Annotated in this window: 15 protein-coding genes; 4 read left to right on the top strand and 11 right to left on the bottom strand. The window is 70.1% G+C overall.

From position 1 onward, the window contains the following. The first annotated feature begins 76 nt into the window (after positions 1-76). Genes FrCorBMG51_RS16515 through FrCorBMG51_RS16525 form a run of 3 tightly spaced genes read left to right on the top strand, consistent with a single transcriptional unit; the run spans position 77 to position 4339 of the window. A complete protein-coding gene (locus tag FrCorBMG51_RS16515; protein WP_047224022.1) occupies positions 77-943 on the top strand; it encodes a class I SAM-dependent methyltransferase in 867 nt (288 codons plus the stop codon). 1 nt (position 944) lies between these two features. Continuing rightward, complete coding sequence (locus tag FrCorBMG51_RS16520; RefSeq protein WP_200902472.1) at positions 945-2156, top strand: hypothetical protein; 1212 nt, start codon at positions 945-947, stop codon at positions 2154-2156. Continuing rightward, complete coding sequence (locus tag FrCorBMG51_RS16525; RefSeq protein WP_052914757.1) at positions 2153-4339, top strand: DUF6182 family protein; 2187 nt, start codon at positions 2153-2155, stop codon at positions 4337-4339. The genes FrCorBMG51_RS16520 and FrCorBMG51_RS16525 overlap by 4 nt, the downstream gene beginning before the upstream one ends. Positions 4340-5012: 673 nt before the next feature. On the opposite strand, the gene FrCorBMG51_RS16530 is transcribed toward FrCorBMG51_RS16525, so the two are convergent. The 6 genes from FrCorBMG51_RS16530 to FrCorBMG51_RS27040 form a co-directional block, all read right to left on the bottom strand. Next, a complete protein-coding gene (locus FrCorBMG51_RS16530) occupies positions 5013-6158 on the bottom strand; it encodes an RNA polymerase sigma factor (protein WP_047224025.1) in 1146 nt (381 codons plus the stop codon). Between the two features lie 8 nt (positions 6159-6166). Continuing rightward, on the bottom strand, positions 6167-6574 hold the full coding sequence (locus FrCorBMG51_RS16535; protein WP_047223956.1) for a YciI family protein: 408 nt from the start codon (positions 6572-6574) through the stop codon (positions 6167-6169). Positions 6575-7573: 999 nt separating this feature from the next. After that, complete coding sequence (locus tag FrCorBMG51_RS16540) at positions 7574-8113, bottom strand: DUF309 domain-containing protein (RefSeq protein WP_235433645.1); 540 nt, start codon at positions 8111-8113, stop codon at positions 7574-7576. Between the two features lie 153 nt (positions 8114-8266). Continuing rightward, positions 8267-8866, bottom strand: a complete 600-nt coding sequence (locus tag FrCorBMG51_RS16545) for an NAD(P)H-dependent oxidoreductase (RefSeq protein WP_086055508.1) — start codon at positions 8864-8866, stop codon at positions 8267-8269. Positions 8867-8869: 3 nt separating this feature from the next. Then, on the bottom strand, positions 8870-10513 hold the full coding sequence (locus tag FrCorBMG51_RS16550) for a flavin-containing monooxygenase (RefSeq protein ID WP_047223958.1): 1644 nt from the start codon (positions 10511-10513) through the stop codon (positions 8870-8872). 67 nt (positions 10514-10580) lie between these two features. Beyond that, the gene (locus FrCorBMG51_RS27040) at positions 10581-10805 is read right to left on the bottom strand and encodes a 3,4-dihydroxy-2-butanone-4-phosphate synthase (RefSeq protein WP_083731053.1); all 225 of its coding nucleotides are present in this window, start codon (positions 10803-10805) and stop codon (positions 10581-10583) included. A gap of 250 nt (positions 10806-11055) precedes the next feature. Between FrCorBMG51_RS27040 and FrCorBMG51_RS16555 the strand changes: the two genes are divergently transcribed. Then, positions 11056-12243 (top strand): LLM class flavin-dependent oxidoreductase, encoded by a 1188-nt coding sequence (locus FrCorBMG51_RS16555; protein ID WP_047223959.1) that lies wholly within the window; start codon positions 11056-11058, stop codon positions 12241-12243. 145 nt (positions 12244-12388) lie between these two features. On the opposite strand, the gene FrCorBMG51_RS16560 is transcribed toward FrCorBMG51_RS16555, so the two are convergent. The 5 genes from FrCorBMG51_RS16560 to FrCorBMG51_RS25465 form a co-directional block, all read right to left on the bottom strand. Further along, positions 12389-13528, bottom strand: coding sequence for an epoxide hydrolase family protein (locus tag FrCorBMG51_RS16560; RefSeq protein WP_083731052.1), 1140 nt, complete (start codon positions 13526-13528; stop codon positions 12389-12391). A gap of 60 nt (positions 13529-13588) precedes the next feature. Next, entirely contained in the window at positions 13589-14809 is a 1221-nt protein-coding gene (locus tag FrCorBMG51_RS16565; protein ID WP_200902473.1) for a cytochrome P450, read from the bottom strand. A 455-nt stretch (positions 14810-15264) separates the two neighbouring features. Further along, positions 15265-16485, bottom strand: a complete 1221-nt coding sequence (locus FrCorBMG51_RS16570; RefSeq protein ID WP_047223961.1) for an acetyl-CoA C-acetyltransferase — start codon at positions 16483-16485, stop codon at positions 15265-15267. Positions 16486-16575: 90 nt separating this feature from the next. After that, complete coding sequence (locus tag FrCorBMG51_RS16575; RefSeq protein WP_047223962.1) at positions 16576-17340, bottom strand: crotonase/enoyl-CoA hydratase family protein; 765 nt, start codon at positions 17338-17340, stop codon at positions 16576-16578. Next, the gene (locus FrCorBMG51_RS25465; RefSeq protein ID WP_052914758.1) at positions 17340-19745 is read right to left on the bottom strand and encodes a long-chain-fatty-acid--CoA ligase; all 2406 of its coding nucleotides are present in this window, start codon (positions 19743-19745) and stop codon (positions 17340-17342) included. Before FrCorBMG51_RS25465 ends, FrCorBMG51_RS16575 begins: the two co-directional genes overlap by 1 nt. Between the last annotated feature and the right edge of the window lie 7 nt (positions 19746-19752).

Consider the following 19752-nt stretch of genomic DNA (forward strand, 5'->3'; position numbering starts at 1 on the left):
CCCGCCGCGTGGCGGGACACGCCGCGGGGACGACGCCAGCGCCGTGGAGACCTTCGCCGCAGGAACGGAGAGGGACATGTCCGATCACTGTGTACTCGCCCCCGTCGAACGCACGGCGCTGATCGCCGCGGCGCTGCGCGCGGCCGAGACTCGCAGCGACGACCCGCTGTTCGAGGATCCCTACGCGGCCCACCTCGCCGGCGCGGCCGGCGCGGAGCTGTTCGCCGAGATGCTCGAGGTCATCCAGCCGGCCGGGGCCACGCGCTCGGTGCCGATGACCGCCGACTACTTCGTCATCCGAACCCGGCTGTTCGACGACTTCCTGCGTTCGGCGGCCGAGGATCCGGACATGCGCCAGGTAGTCCTCGCGCCGGCCGGAGTGGACTCGCGGGCGTGGCGCCTGCCTTGGCCGGCGCGGATCCGCTACTTCGAGGTGGACCGCCCCGCGGTGCTCGACTACAAGCAGGCGCGCATGGTGGGGCGAACTCCCCGTGTCGACCATCGGACCGTTGCCACCGACCTGGTCGGCGACACCTGGGAGGCTGACCTGCGCGCCGCCGGCTACGACCCGGCACTGCCTTCCACCTGGCTGTTCGAGGGCCTGCTCTACTACGTCCCCGAACCGGGCCTGCACCGCCTGCTGGACCGGGTCGCGGCCCTGATGGCCCCGGGCAGCCGGATCGCCGCCGACCTCATCGGCGCCGGGACGTTCGCCGACGTGCGCATGCGCCCGCTGCTGGACCTGTTCGACCGCTGGGGCTGCCCGCTCGTGTTCGGCACCGACGAGCCCGAACCGCTGTTCACCAAGCACGGGTTCGCCGTGCGCGCGGACCAGCCGGGTATGGGCGCCGCCGCCGGCTACGGACGGTGGTCCGACCCGGTGCCGCCGCCGTCGGCGCGAGGCGTGCACCGGCTGTTCTACGTCCACGGCCGCCGCCGCTGACATGACCACGTCCACCGAGACGGCGGTCGGGCGGCTCCCCATGCCGGCGCAGGCGGGCGGCCCCGCGGCCGGCCGGCCGCGGGTCCTGCTCGCCCCGGTCACCGTGACGCCCACGAAGCCGCTTACGCCCAGTCACCTCAAGTTCCTGCTGTGGATCGACGTGATGTACCGGGCGACGGTGCCGCTCGCCGACGTCATCCTCCGGTGCAGCCACACGACCTACCACCAGACGGAACAGACCCTGGGCTTCTGGGAGTACCTCGACCGCACCCGCGGCGACGACGACTATGCCGCCATGTCCGAAGTGGACGTGGGGGAGCTCTACGTCGCCTACCGTGCGGACGGCCGCCGGCCCACCGCCGAGGCGCTGCGCCCATATGCCGACGCGGCGGAGCACGGTTGGGTCCACCCGGCCAGTGTCCGCGTGCTGCGGGCCTGGCAGACCCAGTACCGGATACTGGGAATGCACGATCCGGGCCTGCTGGCCCATGTGCCTCCCGGGGCGGATCTGGCCACGGTGCTCGACCGGCTCGCCGAGCTGGGCGTTCTGGTCGACCTGCGCGCCCACGGCGGCCCCGTGCACCTGGACCTGACCCGGTTCGGCCAGCCGCTGCGCCAGATCATCGCCGCCGACGGCCGACCCAACTACCTGGCCTGCGCCCTGCGCGAGCTACTGCCACTGGCCGGCGATCACGACGAGATCGTGCTGGCCCACGATCCCGAACTCGACGCCGACTACCGCCTGCTGTCCCACGTGCTCGAGATGGCCGGGGCCACCGTGCGCCGCTACACCATCGGCCGCGTCCCGATCGACGGCGTGCTGAGCTCCGCCCGGCAGGGCGACTGGCGCGGCCACGACGCGGCCACCCTGCTCGCGTCGCTGTCCACGGACCACACACCGGACGCCGTGCGGCTCGGGTTCCGGCTGTACTTCATCGCCGTCCTCGGCCCCGGGCCGGAGCAGTCGCTGCGCGAGGACCTGCTGCGCCACTGCGTCGCACGCGCCGAACGGCTGTGCGAGAACAGCGGCGGCCCGGCCCCGGGGCACGGTGTCGAACCAGCCGGCCCGCCGGGCCGGTCCGAACTGATCGAACTGCTCGAACAACACCGCGGCCGGCACCTGTACATCGATCCCTACCGCCTGACCTCCCACGCCTTCGGCCGGCGACGGCCCGCGCCGGCCAGGCAACTGCTGTCCGAGGCGTACCTGTGACTGGCGACGCGCCGCCGGCCGGCGACGTGCAGGCACTGCTGCGCGCGAGAGCCGCCGCCCGCTTCCGCGCGGCCCGCCCGGACCTGGCACCCCGCTTCGACCTGGACAGCATCACCGGCCTGCTCGCCGCGCGAGAGGCGGTGCGCACAGCGCCGGACGACCCACCGGTGCGGGCCGTCGCCGTCCTCGGCCGCCTCGACCTCGCCGCCTGGGCACGCGCGGCCTGCGAGTTCCTGCTCGCCCTGCCGTCAGACCAGGCAGCGGCCTGGCAACGGTCCCTCACGATGACGATCTTCCTGGCAGGCAACCCCGCGAACCTGCGCGAACGGTTCACGTTCGACCATGTCGCCGGACCCTACGCCTGGAGGGGGCCGGCCCCCGCAACGGCACACACCGGCCTGTGCCGGCTGCTGCGCACCTTCGAAGCGTCACGCCCGCTGGCCGCCGACCAGGCAGCGCGGTGTATCGACCTCCCGCAAGGGCCCAACGCCGCGCCCCGGCCATGCCGGGAACTGGTCGTGGAGATCGCGACCGCACGTGTCCCCGCGTCCCGCGCGCTGGTGCACCTGCACCATCTGCTGGCGGACGCGGTCCTGGGCGGCTGCATCGGCCCCGGCGACCGGTTGACGCTACGGCCGGTGCCTCACATCGCGGCAACGGACCCGTCGATTCTTGCCCTGCGCATCGACCTCGACCAACCCGGCGGGTCCGACGACTCCGGCCGGCCCGATCAACCGGGCCGGCCGGACCAGCCCCGGCTGCGCGCCTACGCCGCCCTACGTCCCCCAGCTCCGCCAGCCGCCGCGCCATCGTTCGACGGGGTCCTCACCCGCGACGACGCAAGCCTTCGCTGGGCAGCCGACGACTTCGGCCATCTCGTCCACCATCGTCCCCGGGCTGTGCTCCGGGCCGCGAGCGTGACCGATGTCGTGCGGGTTGTCCGGCTGGCCCTCGACATGGGGTGCACCCTCACCGCTCGCGGCCGCGGACACTCGGTGTACGGGCAGGCGCAGGCGGCGGACGGCCTCGTCGTCGATATGTCCAGGCTGAACCGGGTTGATGGCGTGACCGCGAACACGATCCGCGCACAGGCCGGCGCGCGCTGGGCGGACGTCGTCGATGCGGCGCTCGGGCGCAGCCGGGCCGTACCGGTACTCACCGACGTGGTGGACACCTCGGTCGGCGGCACCCTGAGCGTCGGCGGGATCGGCGGCGCCAGCCACCGCCACGGCCTGCAGATCGACAACGTCGAGGAACTGTCCGTCGTCACCGGGACCGGACAGCTCCTGACCTGCTCGCCCACCCGTGACCGGAGCCTGTTCCACGGGGTGCTCGGTGGGCTCGGCCAGTGCGGCCTGATCGTCGATGCCACGCTTCGCACGGTGCCGGCGCCACGTCGGGTGCACTACGGGCTGCGAACGCACCACAGCCTCGACGACTGCCTCGCCGTACTGCGACAGCTCGCGGCCGACGACGGACCCGACTTTCTTCAGGGACATGTGCTGCTGGCCGCATCAGACAGGTGGCAGTACGCCGTCGAAACCGCCGTGTACGAGTACGACCCCCGCTCCGACCACGATCATGCCCCCGGCACGGCGACCGGCTCTGCTGCCGGAACCGGGACCCGGACCGGCCGGCAGGCCGAGGTCCGCTCCTACCGGGACTTCGTCCATCGGATGGCCCCGGCGGAGGCGGCAGCGCGGGCAAACGGGGAGTGGTTCCAACCGCACGCCTGGCTCACCGTGCTCATGCCCGACGCAACCGTGTCCACGCTGGCCACATCGGTATTCGGCGGTCCCGCCCCCCTGGGGCTCACCGGACCGGCTGAACTCCGGCTGGTTGGCCTGCTGTTTCCCGTCCGCCCCGGCCACGCCGACGGGTCGCCCACGCCGATCCCGATGCCGGCCGGACCAGGCCCCGTGTGGGTCCTGTCGGTTTTGCGCGGCGGCCGTGCCGACGACCCCGCCGGCGCGGCGGCGCTCGTCGAGGCGAACCGGGCGACGCGCGACGCGGCCGTCGCCCTCGGCGGCGCCGTCTACCCGATCAACGCGGTGCCGACGCAACCGGCCTGCTGGCGGGCCCACTTCGGCCAGCAATGGCCTAGCCGCCAAGCCCTGCGGGCACGGTTCGACCCAGCCGGAATCCTCACCCCCGGATACGGGATACCGCGAGATGACGCATGACAGCCCAACTGTCTGGGTGTGCTCCCGAGCCCGCTTCCGCTGGCCGGGCCATCCGGGACTGGCGGCGAACGGCGGAGTGCCTTGTCCGCGGCGGGATTCCCTCGGGCCACCTTCACCGAGATGGCCCCGAGTCGCCGGCTGGCGCGCGCCAGCCNGCCGGCTGGCGCGCGCCAGCCGGGCCTCGCTGGATCTTCGATCAAGGTCGACTGAAAGGCCGGGGCGAGGCACTCCCGAGTGATGGGGAGAAGCCGGGGTCGCGACGACCGGCTCGCTTCGCGTCGCACGCGCGAATCTCGACGCGTCCTGGTGGGCGGGTCGGCCGGGGCCCCTCCCGGCCGGTGCCGGTTAGCTTTCCGGCGGACGAGCCGCCGAGAAAGCCGAGACGGGCGGACGGGCGGCAGGTCAAGGCCGTGGCTTTTCCGGCTCTTCGTAGACAAGCCTGGGTGAGCCGCTTTTCGGGCAGCCGAACCGTCGCAGATGGGTCACCTTCACCGGCACTTCACCGGGCGGGTCTCTTGCGACACCACGCTTCCAGCGCGCCTGTTCGCCGCCGCTGAGCTTCCCCGTCGGCAACGCGTCGTGCGGTTGGTCTCGACCCGCCTGCTCACTGCGAGGCCACCGCTCTGGCCACGGGGCCGCGCCAGGTGCTGCGGGGAAATCCGAGCGCGACCCGTCAGCGACACCGGCGGGCGTTGAGCCGGGCGGCCTGACGTGTCAGGTGGTCGCGCTCGGCGAGGTTGGGCGCCTTGTGGGCCGCCTCGGCGTACAGCCGTGCCGCCGTCACCAGGTCCCCGTCGCGCTCGTGGAGATACGCCGCCACCGCCGCGTGGCGAGGCAGCGAGGCGTCCAGCGCCGCGAGCGCCGCCAGCCCGGCGCGCGGCCCGTCGGCCTCGCCGACGGCCACCGCACGGTTGAGTCGGACGACCGGGCTGTCGGTCAGGCGCGCGAGCTCGTCGTACCACTCGACGATCTGCACCCAGTCCGTCTCCTCGGCGGTAGGCGCGTCGGCGTGCAGCGCCGCGATGGCGGCCTGGGCCTGGAACTCGCCCAACCGGTCGCGGGCGAGGGCCGCCTGCAGGATCTCGACGCCCTCGGTGATCGACTTGGTGTCCCACCGGCCGCGGTCCTGCTCGGCGAGCGGCACCAGGCTGCCGTCGGGCGTGGTCCGGGTGGCGCGCCGGGCGTGGTGGAGCAGCATGAGGGCGAGCAGCCCCGCCACCTCGGGATGGTCGATCGCGGCCGCGAGCTGCCGGGTGAGCCGGATCGCCTCGGCGGCAAGGTCGACGTCGCCGGAGTAGCCCTCGTTGAAGACCAGGTAGAGGACACGCAGCACGGTGGCGACGTCACCGGGCTGGTCGAACCGCACGCCGGAGACGGTGCGCTTGGCCCGGCTGATCCGCTGCGCCATGGTCGCCTCGGGCACCAGATAGGCCTGGGCGATCTGGCGGGTGGTCAGCCCGCCGACGGCGCGCAGCGTGAGCGCGACCGCGGACGCCGGCGTCAGCGACGGGTGGGCGCACAGGAAGTAGAGCTGGAGCGTGTCGTCCACCGCGGGCGCGGGCCCGGGCGCCGGCTCCTCGTCGACGAGGTCCTCACGCCGGCGGCGGGCGGCGTCCGCCCGGGCCGCGTCGAGGAACCGGCGCCAGGCCACGGTGACCAGCCAGCCCTTCGGGTCCCGCGGCGGGCCGGCCGGCCAGACCCGGACCGCCTCGACCAGCGCGTCCTGCACGGCGTCCTCGGCCGCCGCGAAGTCGGCTCCGCGGCGGACGAGGATCCCGAGCACGCTCGGTGTGAGGCTGCGGAGGAGGACCTCGTTCACCTGAGAGGTCACTGCGTGATGGTGGGCGGCGCGGTCAGGAACGGGCGCACCTCGAGCCACTCGTGGATCGGCTCCCCGCCCGCCCCCGGGGCGGCCGACAGCTCCCCGGCCAGCTCGATGGCGCGCTCGTAGCTGTCGACATCGATCACCATCCAACCGGCGATGAGGTCCTTGGTCTCGGCGAACGGACCGTCGGTGACCGGCGGGCGCCCCGCACCGTCATACCGGACGAACGTCCCCTCGGGGGCGAGCGCCTGGCTGTCGACGAACTCGCCGGTCCCCTCGAGCCGGGCCGCGAAGTCGCGCATGTACCGCATGTGCGCCGCGATCTCCTCCGGCGTCCACCGGTCCATCGGCACGTCGTTGACCGCAGCCGGAGCGCCGCGGTAGTGCTTGAGCAGCAGGTACTTGGCCATCGTGGTTCTCCTCGGTGCTGGTGCGACCCATGGTGGTCACATTCACCGCGGGGACGGAGCCAGTCATGGGTTCTCGACATCACCGTCCGAATCTTTCGGCTCCCGTAGATCAGCCTGGATGAGCCGTCTCGCGCTGTCCGGGTCCACGGCATGGCACGAGGGCGAGACGAAACGAGGTCTTCCACGACCAGCAGCGACCAAACACCCGAATCAGGAGAAGGCCTCGCGTGCGTCACTGTACGTGTAGTCCTGGCGCGTCGTGGTGCGCTCGGACCGATGAGTTGTTCGGCGTGGAGGGCATGCGGGGTGGCCGCGGTCAGCCACGGCCGGCACGTCCAGATCCTGCACGACGCCCCGTCCCTCGGCACACCGGTGCGGGCGCGGTGGCACAAGCGGATCTGGCACTGCCCCAAACCCTCATGTCGTCGAGGGATCTGTAGGCGCGCATGATTCGTCGCGCAGTTCTCTTATCATAAATACTATGTCCACCAGGACGACCCAAAGCCCCACCCAGAACAGCGCCATTCGCATTCACAAGAAGATCGATAATGCTGGCGAATAGTATATAAATCAGATGTGTCCTACGGCCAGATTTGCGCCCCCGCCGCAGCACCTTACGGAGAACAGCCCTCGCCCATTCGGTAGATATTTTTGCAACTAGCGGCTCAGGATGAAGGCGTCCGTCTCTCGCATATCTTCTGACTTCTCGACGCATCTGACGAGGCAGACCATTCCACGACCGAATAGCAAGAAGGTCGGCTTTGTAGAACGAGTTCTCGTCCATAAATTTCGTTCCTCTTTTTAACTTCCCGCATCCAAAACCTCCCTCCATCAGGAGGAGGGTCAATATTATCTCACTTGAAGGATGCCGGGTCGCCCCGCCTCCGTACAGATACGCACGGAGACGGGGCGGGAGGTTACCTGCGTAGCCAACCGTGCCGAAGGTGATAAGCACCAGCCCGGATCCAGTAAGTGTGCCAGGACACCGGCCTGGTCCAATTAGCGTGCCGGAGAGTCGCGCTTCCAAGCCATTGGCAGTGAGCTCTCCCCCGGCCCGCCCCAGTCCGCCTGTAACGCCCCCTTCAGCGCCTCCTGAAAGGCGGCCCGACGACCGTCACGCACCCCGGGATCGACGCAGCCGTCGCTCACGGCGAGGATTACGGAGGCCCCGACAGCGGCCATCTGACTGCGATCGTTCGCCGCAGCACGTTCGATCTCGTCGGCGAGCATCGCGGCCCACCGGCTGAGGCCCGCGGCGTTCACCCCGTAGGGTGGCGCGGTCGCGTAGGGCACGAGGTGGTCGACACTGCGCCGGAGCAACGCCGCAGCCCCAACGTCGTTGCCGCGGGCAAGGTGGGTCAGGCCCACGGCAAACTGGGCGAGACCGCGCCACAACTCGCGTTGCCCGTCGGGCGCGACCTTCCACACGGCCTCCAGCACCTCGTGAGCCTGAAACGGCCGACCCGACTCGATCAAATGCTGTGCCCAGGCGAGAGCCTCAACCGGCGGCACCACCAAGTCGACAGGGAGCGAGTCCACCCCCGTCTCGCCGTACCCCAGCGGGCGCCCCAGCGCGTCTCGCGGCCGAGCGTTGCGGGCACGGCCCCGGACATCGCGGTCGCGCAACCCCGGCTTCCCTTCCACATCCTCACCGTACGCGCCGGCCTCCAGCCGGCCCACGGCCGCGGCCGGCTACAGATCCGTCGCGGCCAGGCCCATCGGGCTCTGTCGCTCGGCGAACGCGACGACCTGCCGCGCGACGGTCTCGAGCTGGAAGCGGGTCTGGTCGTCGACGCATTCACCGTTCTCGTCGAAGACTCGGTTCGAGGCGTTGATCGCCGCGCCGAGCGGGCTCGGCCATCCCCGGAGTGCATGGACGGTCGCCCGCAGACCGGCCAGGGTGGAGACCGTCGCCTGCCACCCGTACGCCACCGCCACGCAACCGACGGGAACGCCGTCGAGGTAGGGCCGCTCGGCGTCCCGAAGGTCCTCGATGTAGTCGAGCGCATTCTTTATCATTCCGGAGATCGCGCCGTGGTAGCCCGGCGACGCGACGATGACGGCGTCCGCTTCCCGCACGGCCTCGACCAGGCGGACAGCCCGGGGTGAACGCTCCCTGGTCTCGGTGTCGTAGATCGGTAGCATCAGGTCTCGGCTCGCGATCACGTCGATCGAGGCTCCCTCGGCGCGTGCCGCGGCGGCGCTCACCCTCAGGGCCTGTTCGGAGCTCGAACCGGGCCTCGTCGAGCCGCCGATGCACAGTAAGCGTGGCTGCCGCATGTCAGCATTCATGATCTAGTTCCCTTCTGCCGTGGGCGTGCGGCGAAACCCGCGATAGCCGTCGGCGGCGACCTCTTCGCATTCCCTGCGGTAGCGCCGCAGCCCGCCGGCATAGGGCATGAAGACGCGGGGCTTGCCCGGCACCTCGGCGCCCAGGTAGTACGAGGCGGCGGCCAGGTAGAGCGTGCCCTGGGCAACCCGGTTCACGTGCGCGACCCACGCCGCCTCGGCCTCCGGCTCGGCCTCGATCACCGGGGTCTTCGCCGCCCGTGACGACATGATCAGGTCGGCGAGAAATTCGACGTGCTGCTCGATGGAGACCATCACGTTGCCGAGCAGCGACGGGCTGCCCGGGCCGGCGACCACGAACATGTTGGGAAACCCGGCCGTGGCGAGCCCCAGGTAGGTGAGGGGGCCGGAGGCCCAGTGCTGGCGGAGTGACTGACCTCCCCTGCCGCGGATGTCCGGTCGCAGCAGCGAACCGGTCATGGCGTCGAAACCGGTGGCGAAGACGATCACGTCGAGCCCGTACTCCGACGTCGTCGTGTGCAGGCTCGTCTCGGTCACCTTCACGAGCGGAGAGGCGGAGATGTCGACGAGCGTGACGTTGGGCCGGTTGAACGTCTCGTAGAAGCCCGTGTCGACGCACGGGCGCTTGGCCCCGTAAGGGTAGGTGCGCGGGCTGAGCAGCGCCGCGGTGGCCGGGTCGTCGACCCGCTCCGCGATCTTTCCTCGGATGAAGTCGGCCGCGGTGTCGTTCGCCGCCTGGTCGATCAGCAGGTCCGAGTAGGCCAGCAGGAAACCGAAGCCCGCCGAGTTCCACTGCTCCTCGTAGTGCGCCTGCCGCTCCTCGTCCGTGACCTCGAGGGCGGACCGCGGGTTGGCAGGCACCGAAAGCCCCGTCGACGAGCGCCTGAGCCGCTCGCGCCGGGCGGGGAGCTCGGTGCGGATGGCTGCCCGATCGGCGTCGGTCAGCACGTAATGGTGCGCCGGGACGCTGAAGGTGGGTGTCCGCTGGAAGACCACCAGCTCCGCGACGACCGGGACGATCTCGGGGATGACCTGGATGCCGGACGACCCGGTGCCGATCACCCCGACCCGCTTGCCCACGAGGTCGACCTTGTCCTTCGGCCAGTCTGCGGTGTGGAGGACCGTTCCCGTGAAGTCCTCGACACCGGGGATGTCGGGGCGCTTCACGGCGGACAGGCAGCCGGTGGCCATCACCAGGTAGCGACCCGAGACGACCGACCCGTCGTCGCCTCGTACCACCCACAGATCGGCCTGCTCGTCGTACCCGGCCTCCGTGACCCGAACACCGAGGGTGATGTCGCGGCGCAGGTCGTACAGCTCTGCCACGCGGTGGATATAGCTCAGGATCTCCGGCTGAGCGGCGTAGCGCTCGGTCCAGTCCCAGGTCGCGTCCAGCTCCGGCGAGAAGGAGTACGAGTAGTCGGTGCTGTCGACGTCGCACCGGGCCCCGGGGTAGCGGTTCCAGTACCAGACGCCGCCGATGTCGTCGCCGGCCTCGATCACCGTGACAGTCAGCCCGCACTCGTCCCGGAACGAACGAAGCAGGGCCAGGCCGGCGAACCCGGCACCCACCACGATGACGTCGACCGGCGAGTCGGGAAACGAGGTCGTTCTGTCACGTTGCGTCATGTCTCTCCTGTGATAGCTCGCAAGGTTACGGAACGAACGTCGAGTTCCCCGACCAGACCCATAAACGTTAGCGTTGACATGCACGAACGATGTTGACGGGAGCCTCGGTGGGCCCGGCTCGTACGTGAGCCACTCCCGCACGCGCCCGGAGCGGGAAGACGTGGCCCGGTCGGCGAAGCCGCTCGCGCGTGGCGCCGTCCGCCGGGACGGCAACGGGGCGCGCGGTTCGCCGCGGACACACCCGCCCCGGTCCCGCTGGCGTCACGCCGACCGTCCGCCCCGTAAGGCCCATGACCTGTCCTTCGCGGGCCTGGGCGCACAGGACGTGTCCGCGCCACCCATGTCATCAACATGACCGTTGACGTTAGAGGGTGACGGCGATCGGGTCAACGTCGGCGTCGACGGCATCGAGAGTCCATGATCTCGCGTCAACTTAAACGTTGACATGCTCCCTCCCGACGTGGTGGTCTGCCTGCGGGCGCCGGTGTGACCGACGTCGCAACCGTGACCCTGGGGACACACCCCAGAGAGGAGCACCTGATATGGCCCGTCGGCGGCTACGTTTCGGCGCGTTCGTCCCCCCGCATCACGTGCCCGTGAAACAGAACCCGACCTACTCGCTTCAGCGAGACGTCGAAATCGTCCAGCTCATGGACAACATGGGCTTCGAGGAGGCGTGGTTCGGCGAACATCACTCGTGCGGCGTCGAACCCATCGGCGACCCGCTGATGTTCATTGCGCACGTGGCAAACCTGACCAAGACCATCCGGCTGGGCACCGGCGTGCTGTCGCTGCCCTACCACAACCCGCTGTGGGTAGCCGACCGGATGGTGCTCTTAGACCACCTGACCCGGGGACGCGCCATGCTGGGTCTGGGGCCAGGCGCGCTGAGCACGGACGCCAACATGATCGGCATCGAGGCGAGCGAGCAGCGGGACGCCTTGGAGCAGGACACCGCGGTCCTCATGCACCTGCTCACCGAGGATGAGCCGCTGACCATCGAGACGCCCCGCTACAAGCTCGTAGAGGCCCGCCTGCAGCTCGACACGTACACGAACCCCCTGTTCGAGGTGGCGACGGCGGCGATCGTCAGCCCGTCCGGCCCCCGACTGGCCGGCAAGCACGACCTCGGCATGATCTCCATCGGCGCGACCAGCGCCGGCGGGTTCGACGCCGTCGGCCACCACTGGGGCACACTCACCGAGCGGGCGGCAGAGTTCGGTCACACGCCGGACCGCAGCCGCTGGCGGCTCGTGGCTCCCTTCCACATCGCGGCGACACGCGACCAGGCGCTCAGGGACGTCGAGCACGGCATCGACGCCTGGTGCGACTACCTACAGCACACCGCGTCGACGCCTCAGATGAAGGTCGAGGGCGAGACGACCAAGGAACGCATCGAGTGGGTCGTCGAGAGCGGCACCGGCGTCATCGGCACCTACGAGGACGCCATCAACCAGATCGAGCGGCTCTGGGAGCAGTCGAAGGGCGGCTTCGGCGCGATGCTGCTGTTCGACCACAACTGGGCGCCGTGGTCGGCGAAGAAGGAGCACTACCACCTGTTCGCCAACCACGTGCTGCCTGCGTTCCAGGGCACGACGCGCCGCCTGGAGCGGAACGAGGCCTGGACCCGGAGCGTGCGCGAGGCCAAGGCTGCGGAGAACTGGAAGGCCATCGAGGCGTTCAGCCAGAAGCACGCGGACGAGGTGGCCGCCAAAGAGGCAGCGCGCTGACCGGCGGCCTTTCCCCCCGCCGGACAGACACCACCCGCCGGAGCTGACAAGAGCGCGGCACGGATCCTCGTGAAGCGAAAGGTGCCCCGTGGAGCGTTCAACGGCTCCACGAGGCACCTCGGGTTCCACCGTTCGAGAATTCCGGCTATTCCTTTCTGACAAGCCGGAAAAAGGTCCGCAGCTCGTCGACGAACGTGGCGGGCTGCTCCAGGGCCGGGAAGTGCCCACCGACGCTCAGCTCGTTCCAGTAACGGATGTCGGTGAGCCTGGCCTCGGCACGCGCCCGCGGGACCCGGACGTGCTCCAGCGGGAAGATGGAACAACCGGTCGGCACACGCACGGTGTCGTCCGGCATGTCCGGGAAGCTCTCCCAGTAGATACGTGCCGCCGTGGCACCCGTGTCCGGGAGCCAGTAAAGCATCACGTCGTCGAGCATCGCCTCACGGCTGATCGCGTTCTCCGGATGGCCCTTGCAGTCGGTCCAGGCGTAGAACTTCTCGACAATCCACGCGAGCTGCCCGGCGGGCGAGTCGGCGAGCCCGTAGCCGAGCGTCTGCGGCCGGGTCGCCTGCTGGGTGAGGTAACCCATCCCGGTCCGGGCGAATGCGGCCGCCCGGTCGGCGCCCGCCTGTTCAAAAGCACTCAGGACGACGTCCGGGTCGGGTTCGGCGGCGAGGTCGACGACAGGGATCGTGAGATGGACGCCCGCCACGTGCGCGGGGTCGGTGGCCCCGATTCGGGCGGTGACCACGGAGCCCCAGTCCCCACCGTGCGCGCCGTAACGTGTGTACCCGAGCCTCGCCATGAGGGTCGTCCAGGCGTCGGCGACGCGCTGGACGTTCCACCCGGTCCGGGTCGGATGTCCGCTGAAACCGAACCCGGGCAGCGACGGGCAGACGACATGGAACGCGTCCGCCGGGTCTTCCGGACGAACGAGGGGTTCGATGACGTCGAGGAACTCGCGGACCGATCCGGGCCAACCGTGCGTCATGATCAGCGGGAGCGCGTCCGGGTGGGGTGAGCGGGCATGCAGGAAGTGGATGTCCAGGCCGTCGATCGGTGTCCGGAACTGGCCGACCGCGTTCAGCCGATGTTCGCAGTTCCGCCAGGTGTAATCGTCCGCCCAGTAAGCGCACAGCTCCTGGATGTAGGACAGCGGCACACCCTGGGACCAGTCGTTGACGGTCTCCGCCCGCGGCCAGCGGGTACGCCGCAGGCGATCCCGCAGATCGTCCAGTTCGGCCTCGTCGATCGCCAGTTGGAACGGCGTGATCGTGTCATCCACAGTGTCCTCCCAGGTCGTTTCTTGCCACGGGCGGTGGCCAAGCCGGGACGGTTCGGAGGCTCACGCGGCGCGGGGGGTGAACTCGAGCAGTAACGAGGCGGGTGCGCGGCTGAACAGCCCTTCGTCGGTCGGGGTGTAGCCGTCGGGGAAGCGGATGTCATCCATGGCGTCCAGGAGCAGGTTCGCGCCGATTTCGACCTCGGCCTTCGCGAGCACGGCACCTACGCAGAAATGCCGGCCGCCGCAGAAGGCCATGTGGTTGGCCGCCGCGGAGAAGGCGCGCGAGACATCGAGGTCCTCGCGGAAGATGTTGAAGCTGTCCGCGTCGGCGTACCGGCGGTCGTCGGTGTTGGCCGCCCCGATCACGCAGGCCACCGACTTGCCCGCGGACAGCGTGCCGCCGGACATCTCGGTTTCCTCCTTGACGGTCCGCAGGATGATCCGCACCGGCGGGGAGTACCGGAGGGTCTCGGCAAACGCCCGGGCGATCAGCGAGCGGTCCGCACGGACCGCCTGTAACTGGTCCGGATGACTGACGAGGTTCTTGAACATGCTGGCCAGCGCCTTGTCGCTGGTCTCCCCGCCGGCGATCAGCAGGAGGCCGGTGAAGGCGTTGATCTCCTCATCGGTCATCCGCTCGCCGTCGATCTCGGCTGTGCAGAGCGTCGACAGCACGTCGTCGCCCGGGTTCCGGCGGCGTTCCTTGATGACCGGAGTCAGGTAGGCCCGAAGCTCCGCCGTGGTGCGCAGGCCCGCCGCCGTCACCTCCGGGTCCCCGACCACGTTCGACAGGAACGCCATCATGACCGAATACCAGCCGTGGAACAGGGCGTGATCGGACTTCGGCAGGCCGAGCATGTCCACGATCACACCGATCGGGAAGCGGGTGGTGAACTGGCCGACGATGTCGACACGCCCGTCGGCGCGGAATGCCTCGAGGAGTTCCTCCGCATTCCTACGGATGACCGGCAGGAACTTGCCCTGCAGGTCCTTGCCCCGAAAGGCGGGGGCCACGAGCGCGCGTTGGACCGAGTGCTCGCGGCCCTCCATCTGCAGGATGCTCCGCCCGATCACCGGTTCGAGTTGCCAGGAGTAGTTCTCGCTGCTGAACTCCCGGAACGCGCGATTCACGTCGTCGTACCGGCTGATAATGTAGGCGCCCATGGCCTCGTGCCAGATCAGCGGGTGTTCGTCACGCCATGCCCGGTAGATCGGGTACGGGTCCACGACGAATTCCAGCGACATCAGGTCCGGTGGTGCGCCCAGGCTACCCATGGTCATGGCTCTCCTCTGCGGTGGTAGAAAAGTGACTGACAGTCTGGCGCCGCGTTTTCCAACGCCAAAGGTCGCGCGGCGATTCTTTTTCCGCGCGACCAGCCGCCGCGGCTATCGGGTCACTACTGCGGTGAGTCGGCGGAACCTGCTGTCGTAGGACACCGATCCGTGCACGGATACCGTGCCCTCGCCACTGACGTTCAGCCGCCCGGTGTGAATGACATCACAGGCGCTGCACGCTTGTCAACATACAAGTTGACAGGATTTCGGACAATGAGGTTCGTTCAACGTCGTCCAGGATCCCGTCAAGGCGTTCAGCCAGAAGGAGACGGCGCGCTGGCGGGCGGCCTTCCCGCCCCGCCGGAACCTGACAAAGGGCGCGGCACCCCGGACCGGATGGCCCGGGGTGNCCGGATGGCCCGGGGTGCCGCCGCCCTGTCATCGGGAGTGCGGTGTGGCCGTCAGCTCAGCCGCTCAAGCACCATCGCCATGCCCATACCGCCCCCGACACACATGCTCTCGACGCCGAACCGGCCGTCGACACTGTCGAGCCCGTTGAGCAACGTGCCGGTGATCCGTGCACCCGTCATCCCGAACGGGTGGCCGACGGCCAGTGCGCCGCCGTGCACGTTGAGCTTCTCGAGCGGGATGCCGAGATCCCGATAGCTGGGGACGACCTGAGCCGCGAAGGCCTCGTTGATCTCGAACAGGTCGATGTCGGCGATCTCCTTGCCGGCCCGGCTCAGGGCGAGCCGGACGGCCTCCACCGGTCCATAGCCCATGATCTCCGGCGAAAGGCCGGTGACGGCCGTGGAGACGATGCGTGCCAACGGGGTGAGGCCGAGCTGCGCCGCCTTGGTGTCGCTCATGACGATCACGGCCGCGGCACCGTCGTTCAACGGGCACGCGTTGCCGGCGGTGATGAGCCCGTCGGGCCGGAACGCCGGTTTCAGCCCCGACAGGCCCTCCACCGTCACACCGGCGCGGGGGCCGTCGTCCGCCGTGACGACGGTTCCGTCGGGCGTCGTGACGGGCGTGATCTCCCGGGACCAGAAGCCGTCGGCGATCGCCTTCTCCGCCAGGTTCTGCGAACGCGCGGCGTACTCGTCCATCTCCAACCGGCTGATGCCCTTCGCGCGGGCCAGGTTCTCCGCCGTGTGCCCCATCGCCAGGTAGACGTTCGGGACCTGGCCGGACTCACGCGGATCGGACCAGCTGTCGCGGCCTTCCTCGGCGTCGCGGGCAGTACGCGCCTGGGCCTCGCCGAAGTACGGGTTCATCGTGTCGGGCAGCGAGTCGCTGTTGCCCTTGTCGAAGTGGCTCACCAGCTCCACGCCGGCCGAGATGTAGGCGTCGCCCTCGCCCGCGCGGATCGCGTGGAAGGCCATCCGCGTCGTCTGCAGGGAGGAGGAACAGTAGCGCGTGATGGTCGTGCCGGGAAGGAAGTCGTAGCCCATGCGCACGGCGACGACTCGGCCCATGTTGTGGCCCTGGTCGCCACCCGGCAGGCCGCAGCCCAGCATCAGGTCGTCGATGTCGTGGGGGTCGAGTTCAGGGACCTTGTCGAGTGCCGCCTGGACAATGGTCGCGGCCAGGTCGTCAGCGCGTAGTGCCTTCAGGGAGCCCTTGAAGGCGCGGCCGATGGGTGAGCGTGCTGTGGAGACGATGACTGCTTCGGTCACGGGTACTCCTTGATGGTGGACGAGCGGGTGTCAGGGCCGGACCGGCCGGGACTCATGACGTGGAAGACCGGGGCGCGCATGCATCCCGGCCTACTCACCGAGCCAGTGCGGCTGCCGCTTCTCGACGAAGGCAGCCGCTCCCTCGCGGGCGTCCGCCGAGGCTAGGACGACGCCAAGCAGCTCACGCTGCCGGTCCCAGGCCGACGCGGTGGGCAAGCTCTTGGACTCACGAATGACCTGCTTCGTCGTCCGCACCGCCAGCGGCCCGTTGGCGGCAATCTCCGCGGCGATCTCCAGGGCACCGGACAACGCCTCCCCCGATCCGACGAGCCGGTTGACCAGGCCCCATCGGTGCGCCTCGACGGCCGGCATGGTGCGGCCCGTCAGCGCATACTCGACAGCGATGCCGGACGGTATCCGAGCAGGTAGGCGCAGCAGCCCACCCGACCCGGCGATCAGTCCGCGCTTCACCTCGGGGATCCCGAACGAGGCGTCCTGGGCCGCGACGACGATGTCGCAGGCCAGGACGAGCTCGCAGCCGCCCGCGAGCGCATGGCCCTCCACCGCCGCGATCAGAGGCTTGCGGGGCTGGCTCTCGGTGAGACCGGCAAGCCCCCGCCCTGGCACTTCCGGCCGCTCGCCGGCGAGGAACGCCTTGAGGTCCATCCCCGCGCTGAACGTGCCCGCGGCACCGGTCAGGACGCCGACGCGCAGCGACCGGTCCTCGTCCAGCTCGTCGAGGGCCGCGGCAACCCCGGAAGCCACGGAGCCGTCGACCGCGTTCCGCACCTCTGGCCGGTTCATCGTGATGACCAGCGTCGAGCCGTCGCGCCGGCACAGTACCGAGTCCGTCATCACAACACCTGCGTGCTGCCGCGCGGGGCCGACGAAGGCGGGGCCGACGAGCGAGAGGCCAGCGAGCGCGCGGTCCCGAGCCGGTCCCGGACGACACGCCCGCCGACGATCCTCGCGTCACGGACCTCGACGATGCCCGCCAGGTGCAGCAGCGCCGGGTCGCCCAGCGCCCCCTCGAGACCGTCGAGGCCACCGGCGTACACGCCGGTCTGGGTGGCGTGGAAGGCGACCTGCGGGCCCGCGGAGAACATCTCGTTCACGGTGAACCCGGTGACGTCCAGCACCTGCTCCGGCGGCTGTGCGCCGGTGACCGCGTCGTCGATCACGACCGGAGCCGAACGAAGGTCGCGCTCGCCGAGCCAGGCCTTGACGACGGACTCGGCGGCGGGGTTCGCCGTTCCCGGTACGGGGTCCCACGGGGCGACCGCGGGCGCGTCGACGACGTCGCTGGCCGACCGGTCGAGCTGACGCCGGCGTGCGTAGTAGTCCTCCTCGCAGAAGCAGTGGGTGAGCTGCTCGCCGTTGCTCCGGAACAGCGCGACACCGGGCCAGGCCGCACGGCGGCCTTCGAGACGGGCCGACGCACCGTGCTCGGTGAACCACACGGCAACCCGGTCGCCCGCCGCGATGACCTGGTGGGCGGTGACGACCAACCCGGGGTAGCGGTTGAGCTGGGCCAGCGTCGCGGGCACGTACTCATCGCGAGGTCCCAGCAGGTAGCCGCCGATCAGCAGCGTGTAGTCCGGCGACAGGATCTCCTCACAGACCTCCGGGTGCCGCCCGTTCAGCCAGTCGACGCTCCAGCGCCGGACCAGCGCGGCCGCCGCCGCCGTGCGGCCCGGGCCGGCCGGGCCGGCCGGGCCGGCCACAGTCGCGGGGCCGCCGGCACCCGTCACCGACCAGTACGGCTCCCGGAGGTCCTTCTTGAGCACCTTGCCCGAGGCGTTGCGCGGCAGCTCCGTCACGACGTCCATCGACGTCGGGCACTTGTAGCGCGCCAACCGGGTGCGCGTGAAGGCGATGACCTCCTCCTCGGTGGCTGTCGCACCGGGGCGCAGCACGACCACCGCCTTGACCGTCTCGCCCCACCGCTGCGACGGCACGGCGATGACGGCGACGTCGGCGACCGCCGGGTGATCGGCGAGGACGCTCTCGACCTCGGCGGGGTAGACGTTCTCCCCACCCGTTATGATCATGTCTTTGAGGCGGTCGTGCAGGAAGACGTAGCCCTCTTCGTCGCGGTGCGCGGCGTCGCCCGTCCGCAACCAGCCGCCGTCGACCAGGGTCGCGGCAGTCGTCTCCGGCTGGTTCCAGTAGCCCACCATGTTCTGGGCGCAGCGGATCCAGATCTCCCCCACCGCGTTGGCGGGCAAGGGCGCCGTCGTCGCGGGGTCACGGATCTCGATCTCGACCCACGGGAGGGGACGGCCGACCGACCGCATCAGGCCGGCCCGCGGGCCTGCGGGATCGTGCGCCTCCGGTGGCAGGTACAGCACGGTCCCCGACGTCTCGGTCATTCCGTAGACACCCAGGAATCCGCAGCTCAGCCGCTCCATGGCCCGCAGCATCAGGAACCCGCTCATCGGGGCCCCGCCGTAGCCGATCAGCTCCAGGCTCGACAGGTCGGCGCCGGTCGCCTCCGGGGCGTCAAGCACGGAAGCGAGGACCGCCGGAACCCAGAAGGCATGCGTCACACCGTGCCGCTCGACCTCCGCCAGCAGCCCAGCCGCGTCGGCCTGCCGCGCGATCACGGTGTGCCCGCCCTGACTGAGAGTGGTCAAGCTGTAGCCGGCACCACCGATGTGGAACAGCGGCGAGGTGACCAGGTTGACGCTACGTTCGCTCATGCGCCACGCGGTCTTCGCCATGTCGGCGGTGGGCAGCAGGTTCGCACTCGTGATGCGGGCGCCCTTCGGCAGCCCCGTCGTCCCCGAGCTGTAGAGCTGAAGTACGACGTCGTGCGGGGACACGTCGTGCCGAGGGTCGGTGCTGTCCGGTCCCTGTAACCACTGCTCGTAGCGGTCGTCGAGGACGACCACCTTCACGGCGGCCTGGCCGGCCGGGAGCAGCCCCACGAACTCCGGGCCGGCCAGGACGAGGCTCACCTCGGCGTCCCGCAGGATGTCGGCGACCTCGCGGGGGGCCAGCCGCCAGTTGACACCGACCAACACGGCACCGATCTTGCTGCAGCCGAGCAGCGCCTCGAAGAAGGCGGGGCTGTTCTTGTCGATCATCGCCACCCGGTCGCCGTGCCCGGCCGCGTCGCGCAGCAGCGCACGGGCCACCTGGGAACTCCGCCGGTCCAGCTCGGCGAAGGTGAGGGTGCTGGCTCCGCACGTGACGGCGGGAGCGGTCGGACGTTCGCCCGCGTGACGCCGGACGAGGTCAGCAATCGTGAGAGTCATCGCGGCG

The sequence above is a fragment of the Protofrankia coriariae genome (genome assembly GCF_001017755.1).
GTDB classification, from domain to species: Bacteria; Actinomycetota; Actinomycetes; order Frankiales; family Frankiaceae; genus Protofrankia; species Protofrankia coriariae.

Bases quoted from the DNA above. Each gene is read 5' to 3' on its own strand.
- FrCorBMG51_RS16515 (WP_047224022.1), top strand. From the start codon at position 77: ATGTCCGATCACTGTGTACTCGCCCCCGTCGAACGCACGGCGCTGATC.
- FrCorBMG51_RS16520 (WP_200902472.1), top strand. From the start codon at position 945: ATGACCACGTCCACCGAGACGGCGGTCGGGCGGCTCCCCATGCCGGCG.
- FrCorBMG51_RS16535 (WP_047223956.1), bottom strand. From the start codon at position 6,574: ATGGCCAAGTACCTGCTGCTCAAGCACTACCGCGGCGCTCCGGCTGCG.
- FrCorBMG51_RS16545 (WP_086055508.1), bottom strand. From the start codon at position 8,866: ATGAATGCTGACATGCGGCAGCCACGCTTACTGTGCATCGGCGGCTCG.
- FrCorBMG51_RS16550 (WP_047223958.1), bottom strand. From the start codon at position 10,513: ATGACGCAACGTGACAGAACGACCTCGTTTCCCGACTCGCCGGTCGAC.
- FrCorBMG51_RS27040 (WP_083731053.1), bottom strand. From the start codon at position 10,805: ATGGGCCTTACGGGGCGGACGGTCGGCGTGACGCCAGCGGGACCGGGG.
- FrCorBMG51_RS16555 (WP_047223959.1), top strand. From the start codon at position 11,056: ATGGCCCGTCGGCGGCTACGTTTCGGCGCGTTCGTCCCCCCGCATCAC.
- FrCorBMG51_RS16565 (WP_200902473.1), bottom strand. From the start codon at position 14,809: ATGACCATGGGTAGCCTGGGCGCACCACCGGACCTGATGTCGCTGGAA.
- FrCorBMG51_RS16575 (WP_047223962.1), bottom strand. From the start codon at position 17,340: ATGACGGACTCGGTACTGTGCCGGCGCGACGGCTCGACGCTGGTCATC.
- FrCorBMG51_RS25465 (WP_052914758.1), bottom strand. From the start codon at position 19,745: ATGACTCTCACGATTGCTGACCTCGTCCGGCGTCACGCGGGCGAACGT.